Source organism: Microcoleus sp. N9_A1 (assembly GCF_036701795.1).
GTDB lineage: Bacteria > Cyanobacteriota > Cyanobacteriia > Cyanobacteriales > Microcoleaceae > Microcoleus.
Genome location: NZ_JAUBRI010000044.1, coordinates 1 through 19,037 on the forward strand (window position 1 = coordinate 1; position 19,037 = coordinate 19,037).

General features: G+C 45.1%; 10 protein-coding genes. 2 read left to right on the forward strand and 8 right to left on the reverse strand.

The annotated features are described in order from the left end of the window. Nucleotides 1-460: 460 nt before the first annotated feature. The 3 genes from QUA58_RS19730 to QUA58_RS19740 all read right to left on the reverse strand — a co-directional run bounded on the left by QUA58_RS19730 (nt 461) and on the right by QUA58_RS19740 (nt 4,535). Complete coding sequence (locus tag QUA58_RS19730; protein WP_333395438.1) at nt 461-1,111, reverse strand: hypothetical protein; 651 nt, start codon at nt 1,109-1,111, stop codon at nt 461-463. Nucleotides 1,112-1,347: 236 nt separating this feature from the next. Further along, a complete protein-coding gene (locus QUA58_RS19735) occupies nt 1,348-1,968 on the reverse strand; it encodes an NAD(P)-binding protein (RefSeq protein ID WP_333395440.1) in 621 nt (206 codons plus the stop codon). A 200-nt stretch (nt 1,969-2,168) separates the two neighbouring features. Beyond that, the gene (locus QUA58_RS19740) at nt 2,169-4,535 is read right to left on the reverse strand and encodes a ribonuclease R family protein (protein WP_333255324.1); all 2,367 of its coding nucleotides are present in this window, start codon (nt 4,533-4,535) and stop codon (nt 2,169-2,171) included. Between the two features lie 876 nt (nt 4,536-5,411). On the opposite strand from QUA58_RS19740, the gene QUA58_RS19745 reads away from it, so the two are divergent. Then, nucleotides 5,412-6,410: a hypothetical protein gene (locus QUA58_RS19745; protein WP_333255326.1), complete on the forward strand. Its 999-nt coding sequence runs from the start codon at nt 5,412-5,414 to the stop codon at nt 6,408-6,410. A 210-nt stretch (nt 6,411-6,620) separates the two neighbouring features. Here QUA58_RS19745 and clpP read toward each other — a convergent pair whose 3' ends face one another. From clpP to QUA58_RS19770, 5 genes are all read right to left on the reverse strand, one after another. Further along, nucleotides 6,621-7,253, reverse strand: a complete 633-nt coding sequence (gene clpP / locus QUA58_RS19750) for an ATP-dependent Clp endopeptidase proteolytic subunit ClpP (protein WP_333255332.1) — start codon at nt 7,251-7,253, stop codon at nt 6,621-6,623. A gap of 365 nt (nt 7,254-7,618) precedes the next feature. Then, nucleotides 7,619-8,629, reverse strand: coding sequence for a hypothetical protein (locus tag QUA58_RS19755; protein WP_333395442.1), 1,011 nt, complete (start codon nt 8,627-8,629; stop codon nt 7,619-7,621). Between the two features lie 402 nt (nt 8,630-9,031). Further along, nucleotides 9,032-10,165: a heparan-alpha-glucosaminide N-acetyltransferase domain-containing protein gene (locus QUA58_RS19760; protein WP_333395443.1), complete on the reverse strand. Its 1,134-nt coding sequence runs from the start codon at nt 10,163-10,165 to the stop codon at nt 9,032-9,034. Nucleotides 10,166-10,377: 212 nt separating this feature from the next. Continuing rightward, nucleotides 10,378-11,790, reverse strand: a complete 1,413-nt coding sequence (locus QUA58_RS19765) for an adenylate/guanylate cyclase domain-containing protein (RefSeq protein ID WP_333248216.1) — start codon at nt 11,788-11,790, stop codon at nt 10,378-10,380. Between the two features lie 48 nt (nt 11,791-11,838). Beyond that, entirely contained in the window at nt 11,839-17,367 is a 5,529-nt protein-coding gene (locus QUA58_RS19770) for an ATP-binding sensor histidine kinase (RefSeq protein ID WP_333395445.1), read from the reverse strand. A gap of 357 nt (nt 17,368-17,724) precedes the next feature. Between QUA58_RS19770 and QUA58_RS19775 the strand changes: the two genes are divergently transcribed. Beyond that, entirely contained in the window at nt 17,725-18,606 is an 882-nt protein-coding gene (locus QUA58_RS19775) for a Cof-type HAD-IIB family hydrolase (RefSeq protein ID WP_333395447.1), read from the forward strand. Nucleotides 18,607-19,037 lie beyond the last annotated feature (431 nt).

The window sequence follows — 19,037 nt, forward strand, 5'->3', positions numbered from 1 at the left end:
TGTGTCCTATTTTATGACACTTTGTGCACTCTGCTTACTTTTTTTTCTGTGCTACCCCTACTTATTGAGCCGATACAGAAATATTGTGAAGCAGCTCAGCATTATTTGAATGAAGATTGCCACAAGTTCTTGCTGACCTAACAAAATTCCTGGTATCAATAATAGTGGATAGCCAGGAGTGCGGAAGATTTCAGGCTGTAGGCCATTTGCAAATTGACCTGACTCTATTAACTTTCTGGCTGTTATCAGGTATGATTCGGTGTCGGGAGTGTAAGCTGCTGAGGTGTGGTTAATAGCAAGAACCACAATTGTTAATAAACACCTCAGCAAAAAAGCTATTGTTAGCACTCCCCAGATTGTAAAACTCAGGCCAGATTTTTTTGTATTTATCATCTATTTAATCCTCATTCTAAGCAAAAAATACTCTGTTAATCCTGCCTAATTAATGTAAAAATCACAGCTATAATCTCTTCTTTGATATCCGTTGCTGCAAAAAATGTATGAGTTTTTGTCGCCTGCCAACACCAGCTCGCCTAGCAGGAGTAGTCGCAGCATCAACACTCGCTTCTTCCACATATTCACTGTCAGAATTCACCTCCCAAAGGTCATGTTTCCCTGGGTTCAACACATTCTGGGCAGCCAAAATCCCCATCAGCAAACTGTGGTCTTGGTTGTTATACTTAAAAGCACCGTAACGACCCACAACTTGCAAATTCTCAAATTGCTTGATATAAGTTTGAATTGCTGATAAGATGTACTTGTAATCCCCTGCATAAATTGGGTAAGTACGTGGCAAGCGAACTACAAAACCTCCCGCAACCTTCTCATCGCGAAGCAGCCCAATTTTTCTCAATTCTTGTTCTGCCAAACTCAAAAGTTCAGCTTCCGGCTGCTGCCACATCGGTTCGCCAAAGTTGCACCAATATTCGCAGCATAAAGGCGTTTGGTGGTGATTCGGCAGCATCTGGGGCGACCAATTGGCAAAATTAGTCACCCTCCCGACGCTGACACTCGGCTCATTGATATAAAGCCAGTTGTCAGGGAATAACTGACTGCCTTCAACTATTAGATAAACGAGAATTGTGTTGCGAAACTTGAGCGATCGCGCCAATGATAAGATTTGCTTACGGGGGGGGGTGTAATCATTTGTTCTACTAATGTATTCAGTGGCACTGAGCAAATCACTGCACTACAGCCAACCGTTGACTCTACTCCGGTGTGGCGATTTCTCAGAGTGAGTTGAGTGACGCGGCTGTTGTGTTCGTGCACCCGCACTACTTCTGTATTCAGGAGAATTTCTTGATTTTTGTCCAGTAGATAGTCGCTGATTTTGTCGTATAATTGCCCTCAGCCTAAGCGGGGAAATTGAAATTGATCGATCAGGCTTTTAACTTTGCCATCGCTACCCAAAAAAGCGGTGCGAAGCGCTTTGAGCAGCGACAGTCCTTTAATCCGCTGAGCGGCCCATTCAGCACTAATTTCAGTGCAGGAAATCCCCCAAAGTTTTTCTGTATAAGCTTCAAAAAATATCTCAAATAAACGCTTGCCAAATTTAGCTGTCACCCATTCTGAAAAGTTTTCCGGGTGGCGGTTGGGTAACAGCTTTGCTGCTAAATAAGAAAAAAAGATGCGTATATTTTCAACTATACCGAGGGCAAATAAGACTTCTAAGGCTTTGAGGGGATAGCTAAAGTATTTGCCCTCGGTATAGTAAATGCGGGTGAGGCGGCTGACTGTGACTTGTTCAGTGCCCAAAACTTCGTTCCAGAGTTTGAGGACGGGGGGAATTTTAGTGTAAAAACGGTGGGGGCCGAGGTCGAGAATAAACCCTTGATACTCGATGCTTTTAGCGAGTCCGCCAACTTGCGATTCTCGCTCAACGACGACAACTGTTTGACCTTGCTGTGTGAGGGTATAAGCGGCAGCTAGACCCGCAGGCCCAGCCCCAAGTATGTATATTGGGGGCACGTTTTGCTGTTGATGAAGTTTTTATAACTAACGTTTGAGGATACCACACTCTGTCAATACAACAATCTATATATCCTAATTTTAGGGCCGATCGATCTTACGCAGATTGTCTAAGTATAGTTGGGTTTCGCTATCGCTCAACCCAACCTACAAAATAAAAACTGTCAACCGTCAACTGTCAACAGTCAACAGTCAACAGATTATTCATCATCATCAAAAGCTTGACTGCCGCCACCAACTGCAACTAAATCAATTTGCTGGCGGTAGTAGTCAACACTCTTGACTTGAACTTCTACCCGATCGCCCAAACGGTACTGATTGCGGTTTTTGCGACCCACTAGAGTTTGCTGGCGCGATCGATATTCGTACCAGTCATCCTTCAGCGAAGAAACGTGCACCAATCCCTCAACACGCAAGATGTCGCTCTCCGGCGGCCGCACCTCAATTTCCACAAAGAAACCGTAAGACTGCACGCCTGTAATCAAACCCTGGAAAGTTTGGCCGGTGCGTTCTTTCATCAATCCAGTTTTCTTCAATCCCTGCAAATCGCTTTCGGCATCCTCAGCAACTCTTTCGCGTTCGGTTAGGTGTACTACTACCGATGCAAACTCTGTCTCAAATTCGTGGTGCAAATCTGGGGGGAGAACATTCCAAGTAATTTGACCGTGACAGGAGGAATGGTGCAAGTCAACTTTTTCCTTAGCCCGTGTTGTGCGGCTGCTGCGGCCTTGCTCGAACACCGCTTGCAACACCCGCAGCACCAGCAAATCGGCATAGCGGGAAAGCGGCGAAGTGCAGCGCGTGTAACCCTCTGACAGCGACAAACCGAAGTGCGGCTTGGGAGTTGTGCTGTAAACAGCGGGCTTCATGGTGTCTTCCAGCAGGTAGGTGAGAACTCTTTCGGACTTCAGGCCGGCAAACTGCTGGGTAAATCGCTGAAAGTCCAAGGGCAAAACTTCTTCTTCGGTTTCGAGATACAGTTCGCCTCCGAGGTTGTTGGAGAGTTTGATGAACTCTTGAATGTCTGCCGGGTCTGGCATCGGCTGGACGCGGTAAATTGCTGGGACTCCCAAGGCTTGCAGGTGGGCGGCGACAGCTTGGTTGGCGAGTACCACCAACTCGGAGACAGCCGACTGAGCGGGGGGAGCTGTTGCAAAAGCTCCTAATTCGCCTTCGTCGTCGAAGTGAGAGTTAGCATCGGGCAAATTTAGTTCAAAAGCTCCTCGCTTGAGCCTTGTCTGTCTGGCAGCCTGTGAGGCGGCCCCGAGTTGATCTAGGAAAGGACGGAGGGCGGAGGATAAAGGGTGCTCTTCGGCATCGCCTGGTTCGAGAATGGCTTGAGCTTGCTCGTAGGTAAGGTGGTAGTCAATTTGAATGACGCTGGTTTGAATTTCGTATTCTAGGAGTTCTCCTGATTGGTCGAGGGTGAGCAGTATGCTGAAGGCCAGCCGTTCGCTGTCTGGCAGCAGGGAGCAGCGCTCGTTGAGGGTTTCTGGCAGTACGGCGATGATTTTTTCTCCCAGATGGGCGGCGGTGCCTCGCTTGCGGGCTTCGCGGTCGATCGGGGTTTCTGGCTGCACGTACTCGGCGGCGTCGCTGATGTGGATTCCTATTTGCCAGCGGCCGGGCTTCAGGGTTTCGATCGACAAAGCGCGTTCCACTGGCGGATCGGAGAGGAAGGATGTCGGATCAAACTCGTTTTCGCCTCCTCCTTCGGAGAGATGTTCCTCCTCAACTTGAGGGGCATCGTTTTCGCTGTTGGTTGTTCCCGGTTCGTTTTTGCTGAAGCTAACAGTCAGAATGTTACGCAAATCTAGGCGTTTTTTGATGTCGGTTTTTTTGACTTTGCTGGGCAAATTTTCGGCTGCTTTGATGACGGCGGCGGGGAACGATCGCGGCAAGTCGTGTTTGCAGCATACGATGTCGAGGTCGTCAGCGGCTTCGGCGTCGGAACCGAGTACCTGTACTACTTTGCCGACTGGGCGATGGGTGCCGAGGGGGTAGCGTTTGACTTCGACGTGTACTAGGTGGTCGATCGCCTCTTGGAGATTTGTGCCGTTTGCGAGCAAGTCTAGTTCAAACAACAGGCGATCGTCGAGGGGGATTGCTCTGTAGCTGACGCGGCCGGTGGGGGTGGCGGTTTGCTTGACTCGCGCGAGTACCGAGGGGTTGGCGCGTTCGAGGATGAGCATGACTTCGCCTTCGGGCGATCGGCGGCGGCTACCTTCTTTGATGATTTTGACTAAGACTCGATCGCCATTCCAAGCTGTCGAGAGGTGACTTTCCCGCACGTAAACGTCTTCTGAGCCTTCAGCGTCTTGAATTGCAAAGCAAAATCCTTTGCTCGAACAGCGCAGTTTTGCTTCTACTACGTCGTCTTCAGCTACTCGGCGATAGCGGCCTTTGTCTTTGACTAATATGCCAATTTTCTCTAGAGCTTCTAATGCGATTTGAAGTTTGAGTTGACTGGTGGCGTCGTTGCAATCGAGTTTTTTCTCCAATGCTTTGGGAGCCACTAATTTGTCTTCTGTAAAATTTGCCAGCAGTGCAGCGATAGAAAATTCCATGTAGCGATCCGATCCTCTTGTTTCCAGCAATTAGTCTAAATTTTGGCGAAATCAGCCGCACCCCCTCGGGCCCTCGCTGTGCCTGCTTCCCAACAAATGCGCGGGTTAATAAGACGCGAGTACAGCCGCCTTTTTCGATCGCGAGGATTTTTTGATATTCTCTCCCGACACAAGCTTCGTGCTAATTGTCTGCTGTCTGTCTTGAACTGACTGCTGACGGTGCATAAAACTCTCCCCCACGCTATTCCCCAATACAATTTTTTAGCGTTGGTTTGTTTGCTTTTAGGTCAGCAGCGCCGAACACTTCGCAAATTAGAAAGCCCCTGTCGGTTCTTAAAAGATGGCTCGATACTGAAAGCAACGGCTTGAGTCGAGGATAAGCCGATGGAGGGATGGAGAGGGAGAAAGTTTGCATTTCTTCCTTCTGCCTTGTTCCTTCTGCCTTGTTCCTTCTTCCTTTTGAAGTGCCTCTTGCCTATTGCTTTAGCAAAGAATTTACCGGCTCAAGGCAAAATTGCTAGTAGCTCGCTGCTGCGATGCCCCTGTTTTCTGCACACAATCTGCCCTTGCGGACGGAGGTGCAACGACGAGCGGGTCGGGAGCAATCTGTGCTGTAGAAAGTGCAAGTTACACAAAACCGGAGACTTTTACTACTTTTGCTTAGTTGCTGTGTCATCTCCTATAGGTAGAAATGACGCCCGGTGCTTGTTAGCTTAAACCGCCGGATGTGGGATGGGGTTTAGTGGCGTGAAAGGTTGCGCGGATGACTCACCTTTAATTTATTGTATGTTGAATATGTGCTTTCAGAAAATTGTTTTCTCAGGGCTGTACTACACTTAAGTCATAAGCCCCTTCTGGTTTCGGGGTCAAAAAATTATGTTTGCTGAATTTCGCGCCCTTTATCCCGCTGGACAGTTAATCTGTGAGTTGCTGACTGTTCATCACGGTAAGTTTGTTGTTCGCTGTCTGGTTCAGGTTGACGGCAAAACTCTTGCTACGGCTATGTCTGCTGCTGAGTCTGTTGAGGATGCTGAAGACCGCGCCCGGTTGCGAGCGATCGCTGTTCTTGGATCTGCTGCGCCCGATCGTGCGATCGCGAGTGTTGATCCGGCTCCGGTTGCTCCGGTTGCTCCGGTTGCTTCGGTTGCTGCTGTTCCCCCTCCTCCTGCCGTTTCCCCGGTTGCTGCTGTTCCCCCTCCCCCTCCTCCTGCTGTTCCGGTTCCTGTTGGGCCGACAAGTGTTCCTCTTCCGGTTCTAGAAATGCCTGTTGCTGACAAATTGCCGGAAACAGATCAAAGCAATTTTGTCAAGACTGAAGCGAAATTAAATGAAGAGCCGATCGCACCTGTACCGGAACCGTTGCCGCCAACGGTCGATCCGGCCGAGGCGACTGGGTTCGTACCAAAGCAGTTAGACTCGGACGCTTGGCTTTCTTCTAGCTACGGCGAACCACTTCAGGAACTGGATGTGCCGACTACTAGCCAAAGTGAACTGCCGCAGGGTGCTGCAGAAATGAGGGAATTGCAACCGATCGCGGTGGGAATTCCGAGCGATTCGATCGAGGATAATTCTGATACGATCGCTCAAATAGACGCAATCCTCAAACGCCTGCAATGGAAGAAAAAACAGGAAAGCGACTGTCTCGAACACAATTACGGCAAGTCGTCCCAGAGAGAGCTTTCTAGCGAACAGTTGGTGGACTTCTTAGAATATCTGGAAATCTACAGCAGAACTACTGAGGAAATCAAGCGGTTGAACTGGACTGCCAATCAAGGAAAAGATTATCTCAAACAAGGTTACGGCAAAGAAGCGCGCCATTTCTTAAATCAAGTAGAATTGCTCGACTTCCTGCAATATCTCGAATCTTTGCCTTAGTAATTCTGTAGGTTTCTAGGTGTGAGGTTTTTTTGGAAAAAGCTACATATAGCAGTTTTCAATTGTATGAAATACAGTAAGGACTTAACTCTGACGCCGTATCATGCGCCCCAGCATCTGTAATTCACTCTGAAAACTGCTATATGACTGTTAAAAGTTAAAAATCAAAAATGAAGAATATTTCCTCATTTTTGATTTTTAATTTTTTATTTAGGCGACAGCGGCGATCGGGCGGCTGGCGGAAGGACGGCGATCGATCACTTGATCGACTAATCCGTAGTCCTTGGCTTCTTCAGCGGACATGAAGAAATCCCGTTCGGTATCTTCTTCAATGCGGGAAAGCGGCTGACCGGTATGGTTGGCAAGATGTTCGTTCAGGCGGCGTTTGTGGTACAAAATCTCTTTGGCCTGAATTTCAATATCGGTTGCTTGTCCTTGAGCTCCGCCGAGAGGTTGGTGGATCATAATCCGGGAGTGAGGCAAACTCATCCGCTTGCCTTTAGCGCCAGCACTCAACAGAAAAGCGCCCATGCTGGCGGCCAAACCGAGACAAATAGTGCAAATGTCGGGGCGGATGTGGTTCATGGTGTCAAAAATGCCCATACCTGCTGATACCGAACCTCCAGGGGAGTTGATATAGAGGTAAATGTCTTTTTCGGGGTCTTCTGCGTCTAAAAATAGCAATTGGGCAACGATCAGGTTGGCTAAGTCAGAGTCAACCTGTTGGCCCAAGAAGACGATGCGATCGCGCAGGAGTCGCGAGTAAATGTCAAAGGCGCGTTCGCCGCGACCGGATTGTTCTATAACTGTTGGGATCATTGACCGGGCCTGCCTATTACGTATCTTTTTTTAATTTTAGCGATTAGGGCTCATTTATAGTTAGCGATCGGTGGCGTGCGATCGAGAAATCGGCAAAATCTTTGAGCTGGGCGGGGTTGAGGCCCGATCGAGTCCGTAGTCGAAACTTGAACGGGTGGGATTTCCTCACTCTCAGGGAAAAGTGTAGCTGTGTATTGCAAAGAAAAAGTTGTTACATCGAGACAATCTTCCTCACTCCAGGTATAACTTGGGAATGAGAATTAAATAACTTACAATTTGATATTTCTTGTGGGATGGGCGTCCCGCCCATCCAGAAAGGACGGGCGGGACGCCCATCCCACAAACTTGTGTAAATTATTTAATTTGCGATCCTTGGCTCGAATATCCTCTTAGTTTCCATCGCTAAATCCCCACTGGAATTCCATCCCCTGAATCTTTTCTACCAAATCTGAAACTTTAACCGGTGAATCATCAGGTACTAAATCCCGATCGAGTATTTGTTGAGCAGTTGCCAAATCCTGACTTCCCGTAGCATCGCTGGTATGAAAGACTAGACAATTCACTGGACTGAGACGAGCGGACAACAGTTGCAAAAGAGCCATCAAGACACGATTACCACCGTAAGCTCCGCATCCCCAGAAGCCTGTATGAATAATCAAAGTTGGTGTTTGAGCCGACTCTAACTGTGACTCAATTCGTGCTGCACAAAATCCAGTGAACGCTGTTTTAAGAATGTATTCAATTTGTGCAATGCTATAAGAACCCTCGCCATAGGAAGGAGCTTCTATCGCAATGATGTTTGTGATTGTAGGCGGGTTTAGAGGTTTTGTCGCTTGTGCGATCGCATCTGATGTAGCTCGTCCAAAGTTATTGCCGTAAAGACCAAAAGGTCGCCCCTGTTCTGAATTGCGATCGGTAGCGATCGCACACCTCCGTTCCACCCCACGAATCAGGATCGGGGTGGGTTGTTGACTCTCCACTGTTAATGGCTTAATGTTGGAATCTAGTAAAGCTTCTCGCAGTGAACTGAGTGCTGGATGTTCAGCTACCTGCATTTCGTCTTGGGCAAATAGCGAACCACCATAAGCACAAAAAAGCTCGCAATGAGCGAAATTGAGATACCACTCCATCTCAGTGCTATTTTGGGATGGCTCGTACCCAAAGTATGCCTTTCGCTCAGAAAGATCGGTCTGATGTTCCAGAGGAGAAAGATATTCTGGAAAAGGCATTGCGTACCATCGGGAAAATGCTAATTGACCCCGATGAGTGCATCCAGGTGGACAACAAATATCATAAACGATCTGCTTGTTAGGGTTGTAAAATTTAGGTGGGTGAGAATTCATCAAAGCCTGCGTATCAAATGTCTGCCGACTGATCGAGCTATCTAAAAAGTCGTTCATTGCTCTCTCCCTTACAACATTGAAACATTTTTTTCCAACGTTAACCGCCAAAGTCTGTTGATGTCAAGACCGACTAGCTATTATAGCCTTTCTCAAAAAGGTGAGGTACAGGTTTAGATTTTATATTTTAGATTTTAGAGTGGGGATTGAAGGATTGCGGGATCTATCGATCTATACCTAATCGAGAGTGAGAAATGCTATAGATACCCGACTTCTTGGGGAAGTCGGGTATCTGGGGTATCTGGTTATTCTGTTTTTTTAGGTAGGCTTATATCGTTTCCGGTTGCATCGGAATAATAAAATCGAGTCAACACTCAACACTCAACACTCAACACTCAACACTCAACACTCAACACTCATGTATGAGTGCAACCGGAATTGATATTACTTATTTTTGACTACTCAGATTTTGATCGCCCAACCTCGGCGGTACATTCCATACAAAATCAACCACCAACACAATACCGCTGTCACGGCAAATGCTAAAGAACCGTTCAGCAGCCCAGCCCACGGCACAAACCAGTTTTCGTAAATCCAAGTGTAGGTAGTTGGAGCATTTTCGCCGCTACCAATATGAGTTTTCAACAATATTCTGGCGACAATTCCAGAGGCGACAAATAGGAAAATAGCATTCACTCCCATGATTTCAAAAGGCCGCCCCCATTTCCAATTCCGCACTTCTATTGTTTCGTAGCAAGCTGCTAGCAATAGCAACGCCCAACCTGCGGTAAAAACTACATAGGAACTCGTCCACAGTTGTTTGTTGATCGGAAATAAAAATCCCCACAAATGGCCGATTATCACGCAACTGAGGCCGCAGATTGCTAAGTTGATACTGGTGCGGGTTTTAATTGGCTGCACGCGCAACCATTCCCCTGTAAAGTAGCCGATCAGGACGGTTACAACTGCGGGTAATGTGCTCAACAATCCTTCAGGATCGAAGGGGCCTCCTTTGTACAGGTGTTGGCTGCCGAGAATTAGCCGATCGACATATCCACCTAAATATCCTTCCGGCGTGAGTTCGTAGGCGCTGTACCCCCCTACAGCAAATACGAGTAATGCGCCCCAATAGCCCAAAAGCACGGCAATCGCGAGCAGTTTTTGATTGCGGGGGGAAAGGTTGAGAATCGCGATCGCACTGATGAAATAGGCTAAGCCGATGCGCTGCAATACTCCCATGATGCGGATTTTACCGAAGTTTTCAATCGGGGCGCTGTTGAGAAGTACGTCTAGGGCGATCGAAGATGTATTTAGCAGCAATCCTAATATAAATAAAATCGTGGCGCGGCGCGCAATTCGCCAGTAAATATTTGTTTCTATTTTTGTAGTAGTTTGAGTATATTTTGACAGCGAGAAAGACATCGCGCAGCCAACGATGAACAGGAAAAACGGAAATACCAAGTCTGTGGGCGTACAGCCGTGCCATTCTGCGTGATCTAGCGGCGGATACACCTGTTTCCAACTGCCGGGGTTGTTGACTAGAATCATCGAGGCGATCGCAATTCCGCGAAAAACATCAAGGGATTTGAAGCGCATAAATTAAGTTATTTGTTCACTGTTCACTGTTCACTGTTCACTGTTCACTGTTCACTGTTCACTGTTCACTGTTCACTGTTCACTGTTCACTATCTTAGCTGATGCCCATTTCCTAATTCTTTTCGACCCAACTCCCAATGCCCAATGCCCAATGCCCAATGCCCAATGCCCAATGCCCAATACCCAATGCCCAATGCCCAATGCCCCATTACCTATATCTCTATTCCTTCCAGAGTCATAATGACTGCATTTTTCATCAACATATCGCAGCGTTCTGCATAAAAAGATGCTGCCTTATCATACTTATTGACTTGCAAAACGCGCAAAAACATTTGCCTTGCTTGCGCGAATTGTTGCTGGTAGTGAAAAAAAATTCCCTGTTCAAAATAAGTTTGAGTTTGTGCTTTTAGTTCGATCATTGTCGGCGAGTCGCCATCATAAATTTCAAATACAGCAACAGGTGTTTGTTTTCCTTTTACTTGAACGCGATCGAGAAACCGGCACTTGTAATGTTGAGGATCGTCTATCCGGCAAAGGGTTTGGACGCTAGCTACAATAGAAACTCCATAAAGCTTTGTCAATCCTTCCACGCGGGAAGCTAAATTAACTGCATCAGAAATCACCGTACTTTCCATTCGTTCCGCTTCGCCAATCGTACCTAACATTAAAGTTCCCGTATGCAAGCCAATCCCTATCGAAATAGGTTGATAGCCACTGTTTTGCCTGTGTCTGTTATAAATTTTTACTTGCTGCTGCATCTCAATTGCTGCTTGCACAGCATCTTCAGCCCTGTTAGGAAACAAAGCCATAATCCCGTCACCAATATATTTATCTATAAAACCGTTGTACTCGCGGATAACTGGGCCAACTCGGCTTAAGTAAGAGTTAAGAAATTCAAAGTTTTCTCGGGGAGACATACTTTCTGACAGACTTGTAAATGAGCGAATATCGGCAAACATAATCGTCATTTCTGCTTGTACAGAGTCTCCTAGTCTGGCATCAACGATGCTTTCTCTTTTGAGAAATTTCAAAAATTCACGGGGTACAAAACGGGCTGATGCGGCGGCTATTTTTTCGAGCTCGCTTTTGCTGGACTCGATTTGATTGAGTGATCTAAATGCTCTCAGTGCGGTGACTACTGTAGTAAATAATTTTTTATTAGTAAGTTCTGTTTTGGTTTTGTAATCATTGATATCGTAGCTGACTATTACTACATCTTCTGGTACTTGTCCGGGCTGTCCAGTGCGTAAAATAATTCGCACAATTTGATTATTTAAAATATCGCGGATGTATTTAACTACTTCCAAGCCGGCTTCTTCTGTTTCCATAACTACATCAAGCAAAATTAATGCTATGTCGTAATTATCTTGGATTATTTCTTTAGCTTCTTTTCCTGAATAAGCGCTAATAAATGTTATGCTTTTCCCTTCAAACTTAAAATCATTCAACGCTAGTTTAGTAATATTGTGAATTTCTATTTCATCATCTACAATTAATATTTTCCAACTTTCTTCTAGTGGTTTTTGTTCCGCCTCGTCTTCCTCGGCAAATATTAATTCATCGTCGCCCGTCGCGATTAATTCGTCATCGCCCGCAGCCAACAGGTTTTTACTAGCTTCTGACATATATCGTTCTCCTATATAAAACTTATATCCATGTTGGCGGTCTAATAACTAATTGCTCATTTTAGCGGAAAATTCAATCATAAATCTTGTGCCTTTATTTACTTGACTTGTGCAGCTAATTGTGCCTTTTAGTTTTTGAGTAACAAGGTTATAAATAATGTGCAGTCCCAATCCCGTGCCTCCCTGACCTCTTTTGGTGGTAAAAAACGGTTCAAAAATTTTACTGAGATTTTCTGGGTCAATTCCTTTACCATTATCGGCATATTCAAATATTAGCCGATCGCCCTCTAGTTTGAAATAAAAAGCCAGAACTCCTTCGTCCTCTCCATCGTAGGCGTGAATTAGGGAATTCAACACCAGATTTGTCACAATTTGACACACTACGCCGGGGTAACTGTCCACTACAATATTTTCATCACACTTAATCTCTATTTTGTGCTTAGTTCTTTTTAGTTTGGCTGTTAAGGATGTCAAAATTTCCTCTAGATAGTTTTTAACATTAAACGTGCGTTTTAACTCGCTCGACTGATCCACAGCTACTTCTTTAAAACTGTGAATTAAGTCGGCTGCCCGCGTGAGGTTAGATAAGATCATATTACTGCTTTGCATGGCGGTATCCAGAAACTTTTCTAACTCGGAACGTTTTATTTGGCCGTTACTGTAAACCTCAAAAAACTTTGTGGCTTTTTCAGCAAGCAGAGAGGCGGCGGTGATGCCGATGCCGATGGGAGTATTGATTTCGTGGGCAACACCTGCAACCAACCCTCCGAGGGCAGCCATTTTTTCCGATTCTACCAGTTTATTTTGAGCTGATTTTAAGTCTTCTAAAGTTTGGGAGAGTTCGGAGGTACGCTGCTGTACTAAATTTTCGAGATTCTGATTGAATTGGTGCAAGTTTGCGTAAAGTTGGGCATTTTCGATGGAGATAGAAATTTGAGAAGACAGCAGTTTTAATATTTCTAACCTGTCTTGTGTAAAAGCGCCTGTAGTCAGATTGTTTTCTAAATATAGAATGCCAGTGAGTTGGCCTTGATTAATTAACGGAGTGCAAAGAATTGATTTAGGTTGAACGGTCGTTATATAGGGTGTGCGAGTAAATTGCCCTTCGCGGCTGGCATCGTTTAAAACTATACTTTCCTGGGTGCGGGCGACGTAATTCACAACTGCAACTGCCAGCAAAGTTACTTCTCGATCGTCGGCTACAAAATCTATCGGAATTGATTGCATGACAGCAACGCGATCGACATCTACAGAGCCTGATGCTTCAATCACCCATTGACCCTCTTTTTCTAGTATTAAAAAGCCTGTTTGCGCCCCCGCATTTTCAATAACAATTTTCATCATTTTTGCCAGCAGTTTGTCTAGAACTATTTCGCCGGCTAAGGTTTGCGATGCTTTAACTGCTGTGGTCAAGTCTAGCACGCCTGCACTGTCGTTGGTGGTGGAAGCGCTGCTGGTAGATTTGTGAGTTTCAATATTAGTTGAAATTGAGCCTGAAGTTAGCAAGTGCGAGTATTTTGATTCTAAATGCGCTGCTTTGGCTGTTGCTCCCCAGCGCTGATAGCAATAACGCGCTTCTGTCAAGTAAGTTTTAGAATTTTTTTCTCGTCCTATGGATAGATAAAATGCTCCCGCCAATTCTGCTGCTAGTGCTTGTACTTGTATGTATCCGTTTTCTTGGGCCCCTTCAATTGCGCGATCGTAATATTCCATTGCTCTCACAACATTGCCCAAAACACGCGCTTTTTCTGCTGTAAGTAAGTCGCATTTATGCTGAAGATTCATGGGCGCAAAAAGCGCTTTTTGTTGCAGTTTTTTCCGGTTACTGACAGCGGAAAAAATATGCTCTTCTTGTGCCTCATTTGTGGCAGATGGATAGGCTGCTAGGCGGGCTAGAGAATCGTAAAACTGGTATTCAGAAACATTAATAAAGCCTGCAACTCCGTCTAAATATTCTTCGGCTTGCGCCGCATTTTCTAGCGCTGTAGCGGTATCTCCAAATAAATACGCTACTATTAATTTTTGCAAATAAAAGTGCTGTAGTCCCACCAGATCGTTAGCTTTCAACAGCAGCGACAACAATTTTTCTTCGCTGTATGCTTCACCTAACACAAGGTGTGGACTTGCCAATTTTCCCATCAATTGTAAAATAGTGTGCCGATATATTTGATTCCAATTCAAGACAGTTTCTTGCTTGAGTTGAAACAGCAAATGGTTGTAACTTACCATTCTCCGTTCCAGTTGTGGCAATTCTTGACCGATGAAATACAAAGACTGACAAATATTTACCGCTGCATATCCAACACATTCTAAATCCCCATTTTCTAGCGCGCTTTGATAGGCGTCCTCTAATAGCGGCAAAGAGTCTTTAACGTGATGCTTGCCGTTCATCAAAATGAATGCTACTAAATTAAGCGTTTTGCTTTTGAATTCTAACGCATTTAATCTCTCGCTCAAATTTAAAGCTAATTGACCAAAGCGATCGCCCGATTCAATATCTCTAACTATTCCTTTTAAAACTGCTCCGTAATTAGCATAGCCGAAGGCAGAAAAAGTAGAGTTTCCGTAATTAATAGATAAATTCACTTGCTCGCACACAATCAGCGGCAGCAGCACAGGTTCAACTATAAATGTAGCTGAAAACATACTGGAAAGCACGCGCATAGTTGCTAGCTTGTGCGGGTTTGTCATAATCGGCAAGTTAATTAAATCTTCTATTTGTTTGTCTGTTAAATAAGCTGCTGTTTTAGCCAGTGCTTGCTGAATGTGGAGGGGAATCGGCGATTCTGGAAAGTTGATTCCTAACATTTTTAGTGCTTCGCGACCAATTTTTACCGATTCTTGGAGTTTGGCTTGCATCGCACAAGCTATGATTCTGATTTCAAACACTTTAATTTTGTCTAGTTCATTTTTTGCGTGTTGCAGGACAATTCTCGCCCATTTTTCCATTGGTTCAAAGTCAGTATTGAGGTAAGCAGCTTCTGCTGCTGACTCGTAGAGTGCAAGAGTCAACTCGTAGTCAGTTTGCCAACTTTCGGGGAGAAGCAGTTCAATACCTGCAGTTAAATATTTGAGGGCAACTTCGTAAGCTGCACTTGCTTTTGCTTTGCGGCCTGCCATTAAATTTAATTGGCATAATTGAAATTGTTCTAATTGGCTGCTGATGATTTCTTTGGCTGAATTTAGTTGGTTTACAGTATCAAAAATATGCTCTTCTAATTGCTCTGGCGGTGCATTCCGTAGTAAAAACTTGCCTATTTTGAGATGAATTTCTTGTTTTTGATAATCGGAGATTAAAGCATAAGCTGCTTGCTGCACTCGCTCGTGCAAAAATTGGTAAGTAGCGCTAGGAACCTCAGCCACTGGTAGGGAAAATTTATCGGTAAAGTCTCTAGATATTGTGTCTGTTACTTCTGTGCTTGCTGCTAGTGCGATCGGAATTTTGTAGGCGTTATTCACGAGCAAAATCAGACCGGACTGAAGTGCCTCACCGAGGTCTGTTGCTGCGGAGGCCAGAGGTTTTTCGGCGATTGTCGAGAGAGTTTTTAAATCAAATTTGTTCCCGATACAAGCAGCTAATTTAAGCAGTTCCTGGGTATTCTCTGAAAGTTTCTGAATGTTATCTATCATTAATTCTACAACATTGTCAGTTATTCCCATTTCTTGTATTTGTTCGATATCCCACTGCCACTCGCCTGTGATAGGGGATTTTTTCACCATTTGTTCGGAGATTGGTTGCGCTAAGCCCGACAGGTTAGGTTCAGCTAGCTCGATCACATTATTAGAGGGTGAAAGTTTAAATTGAATCAAAGTTTTCGAGTAAATAAATTTTATTAATTGAGTTAAAAAGAATGGATTTCCAGCGGTTTTTCGCAACAGCAATTCTGCTAAACTTAGGGATTTTTCGAGGGCGCAGTTCAAAGTATCGGCAACAAATTGGTTGACGCTGCTTATATCTAAAGGCGAAAGGGCGATCGCCCTCACAGTTCCGCCTGCTTTTTTAATTGCTTCGGCGGTCAGCATTAGGGGATGATTTGCATCTACTTCCTGCTCTCTATAAGCTCCAATTATTAATAAATATTGAGTTTCCAGGTCAGTTGCTACCAGTTCTATTAACTTGAGAGAGGCTGAATCGACCCACTGCAAGTCGTCGAGGAAAATTACTAGGGGGTGTTCTTTTTGAGCAAAGACGCGGATGAAGTTTTGAAATATTAAATTAAAGCGATTTTGAGATTCATTTGCTCCTAAATCGGGCACGGGGGGCTGCGGCCCGACAATCAGTTCTACTTCAGGAATAGCTTCAATAATTACTTGGCAGTTGCCGCCGAGTGCTTTTAAAATTTTTTGTTTCCAAACATGAATTTGTGCGGCATTCTCTGTGAAAATTTGCCGTAACAAATCTTGAAAAGCTTGGAGCAAAAAAGCGTAGGGAATATCGCGGTTAAAATGCTCAAATTTGCTGTCAATAAAATACCCGTTTTCCCGCCGAATCGGCTTATAAACTTCATATACTAACGACGATTTGCCCACACCTGCACCACCAGAAATCAGCACGATTTCTGTATTGCCTCGCCTCATCCGCTGGAAGATACTGAGAAGCATATTAACTTCTGCTTCTCGCCCGTAAAATTTTTGGGAAATTTGCAGGTGACTTGACTGATCTTGCTCGCCGAGGGTTATGTGGGAAATTTCGCCTGTAGTTTGCAGTTGATCGAGACAATTTTCCAAGTCGTACAAAAGTCCGAAAGCACTTTGATACCTGTCTTCGGCTGTTTTTGCTAAGAGTTTTATGACGATATCGGAAACGACTTGAGGAATCTCTTTGGTTCCTACTTGATTGATTCTGCCATCGATGCTTCTGCTTTCTACTTTTTGCTTTCTGTATTCACAAGGAGAAACTGGCGTTTTAGCAATATGGCAGTGTACTAATTCCATGGGATCGATCGCCTGAAAAGGCAATTCGCCACAAAGCATCTCATAAAAGGTGACGCCTAAAGAATAAAAATCGGTGCGGTAGTCGATCGCCCGATTCATGCGGCCAGTTTGTTCTGGCGACATATAGGCGAGGGTGCCTTCGAGTAAATGGGGATGGCTGGGGGCGGGGTTTTCGCCCGGTAGCAGGGAGGCGATCGCAAAATCAGCAATCTTGACATCTCCTGTCTCGATATTGACAATAATATTGCTGGGTTTAATATCCTTATGGATGATGTGGTGTTCGTGGAGTTGCCCAAGAGTTTCTGCTAGTTTGATGCCAATATGCAGAAATTGTGGTAACTCTAGCTGGTTGTTGCTGAGAAAGTCTTTTAGGGAAATACCACCAAAATCTTCTAAAACTAAAACCGGAAAGTGATTGTATGTTTCTATTTTGTAAAGCTTGACTATTCCGGGGAAATTTAAATTTTTAAGAATTTCGGATTCGTGCAGCAGTTGGGATATTTGCGCTGGGGTAGGGTATGGTGGCGTGAGAGTTTTGAGAATAACGGGTTTTTGTTCCTCAAGCTGCTGGCCTCGATAAATAACTGTGTGAGAGTTTGTATAAAGTTCTCCGTCAATGCGGTATCCCGGAATAGAAATCATGATAGTTGGGGGTAATTTGAAAGAGCCAGTTAGACAATTTTAAAGGTTAGATTGGGAAGGATTGATGACATAAGGCTTTGGCTCTGACCTACAGTTACATTCTTTTTTGCCACAAGTATTATTAAGTAAGTGGAAATACACATCACCTGTCGAGTGCGGTTTTTACGGCAGTAAACTGGCTATTATTATATAGCTTAGCTAAATCCATCCCTAAAGAGTCCTCCTGGATACTTTTTTTGTCGCTTATTTAGTTATCTATATTTTAGTCTTCAAAAAATCAGAAGTGGCACTTTGTTATCCCGCCAGTGCCAAAATAAACGGGTGCGTGCAAATCAACAGCTAAAATCTAAAAAAATCATGCAGAATATAACTGCCTCAAATCCAGCTAATGCGACCGATCGCCCTTTTGACACCGCAGACATTCAATTGCTGGTAGTGGATATAGACGGCACGATCGCAGGTTTGTCAAATACCATCCGAGAACCAGTCAAGCAGGCAATTTTGGCTGCCGAGTCGCGGGGAGTGAAAGTGGCCGTCGCTACGGGCAGGATGTACCGCTCAGCTTTGCGTTTTCATCGTGACATCGGCTCAACATTGCCACTGATTTGCTACCAGGGGGCATGGATTCAAGATCACGCTACTCAAAAACGGCTGCGGCACTTGCCGCTGTCGAAACAAACTGCTCTGCAACTGTTAGACCATTTTGAAGAACCGCATTTGCGATCGCTGCTTTCGATCAATTTCTACATTGACGACCAACTTTACGTGCCGGAAATTACCGCAGCTACCCGAATTTATGCCGAACGATCAGGCATTGAACCAATTGTGATTAAAGATTTGCGGCGAGATCTTCCGGGGGAACCGACGAAAGTTTTGGCTTTGTGCGAGAATCCGGGGGTACTCGACGGCTTGCTCAGCAGTATGCGGCAGCGCTACACGCCTGCGGAGCTTTATTTGACTCGATCCGTTGCTACTTTTTTTGAAGCTACGCATCCTTTGGCGAATAAGGGAGATGCGGTGCAGTATTTAGCGGAGGAACTTTTGGGTTTGCAGGCGGCGAACGTGATGGCGATCGGCGACAATTTTAATGATGTAGAAATGATTGCCTACGCGGGTGTGGGCGTGGCAATGGGCAATGCTCCTGATGGCGTGAAGGCTGCTGCTGATTGGGTGGCGCCGGATGTTGAGGAAGATGGGGTGGCGGCTGCGATCGAACAATTTGTTTTGGGCGATCGTTGATATTTGTAGCACCAATACCGCAGGGGCGGGTTTAGGGACATTTGGAAAAAATGTATATCAACCCGCCCCGACCCAGCGACAATTTATTATATAACTCTCTAGTTTTGAGTTTTCTGCAATCAAATTTTGATGATTAAAAAAAATCCACACTTTCGGATTTTTCGAGATCAAGTGCAGTCAATTACTTTTTTTGCAACATCAGAATATTTATTTAACGAACCGCGAAGACGCTAAGAACGCGTTCGGCGAAGCCGTTCCCGTTCCCCGCAGGGGTTCCCGAAGGGTAGGGTAGGAAGAATTGAAGAAAGCGGGGCGGGCTTACAGATCTTCTGGATGTGAATTTATAGATAATTTCAAACTCTTAAAAATGGGTTTCAACAGAAAAAGCACCGACGACTGGCCGTGTTTCGTCTCGGTGCTTCTTCTGGTTC

Bases quoted from the DNA above. Each gene is read 5' to 3' on its own strand.
- QUA58_RS19740 (WP_333255324.1), bottom strand. From the start codon at position 4,535: ATGGAATTTTCTATCGCTGCACTGCTGGCAAATTTTACAGAAGACAAA.
- QUA58_RS19775 (WP_333395447.1), top strand. From the start codon at position 17,725: ATGCAGAATATAACTGCCTCAAATCCAGCTAATGCGACCGATCGCCCT.
- QUA58_RS19745 (WP_333255326.1), top strand. From the start codon at position 5,412: ATGTTTGCTGAATTTCGCGCCCTTTATCCCGCTGGACAGTTAATCTGT.
- QUA58_RS19765 (WP_333248216.1), bottom strand. From the start codon at position 11,790: ATGTCAGAAGCTAGTAAAAACCTGTTGGCTGCGGGCGATGACGAATTA.
- QUA58_RS19755 (WP_333395442.1), bottom strand. From the start codon at position 8,629: ATGAACGACTTTTTAGATAGCTCGATCAGTCGGCAGACATTTGATACG.
- QUA58_RS19770 (WP_333395445.1), bottom strand. From the start codon at position 17,367: ATGATTTCTATTCCGGGATACCGCATTGACGGAGAACTTTATACAAAC.
- QUA58_RS19760 (WP_333395443.1), bottom strand. From the start codon at position 10,165: ATGCGCTTCAAATCCCTTGATGTTTTTCGCGGAATTGCGATCGCCTCG.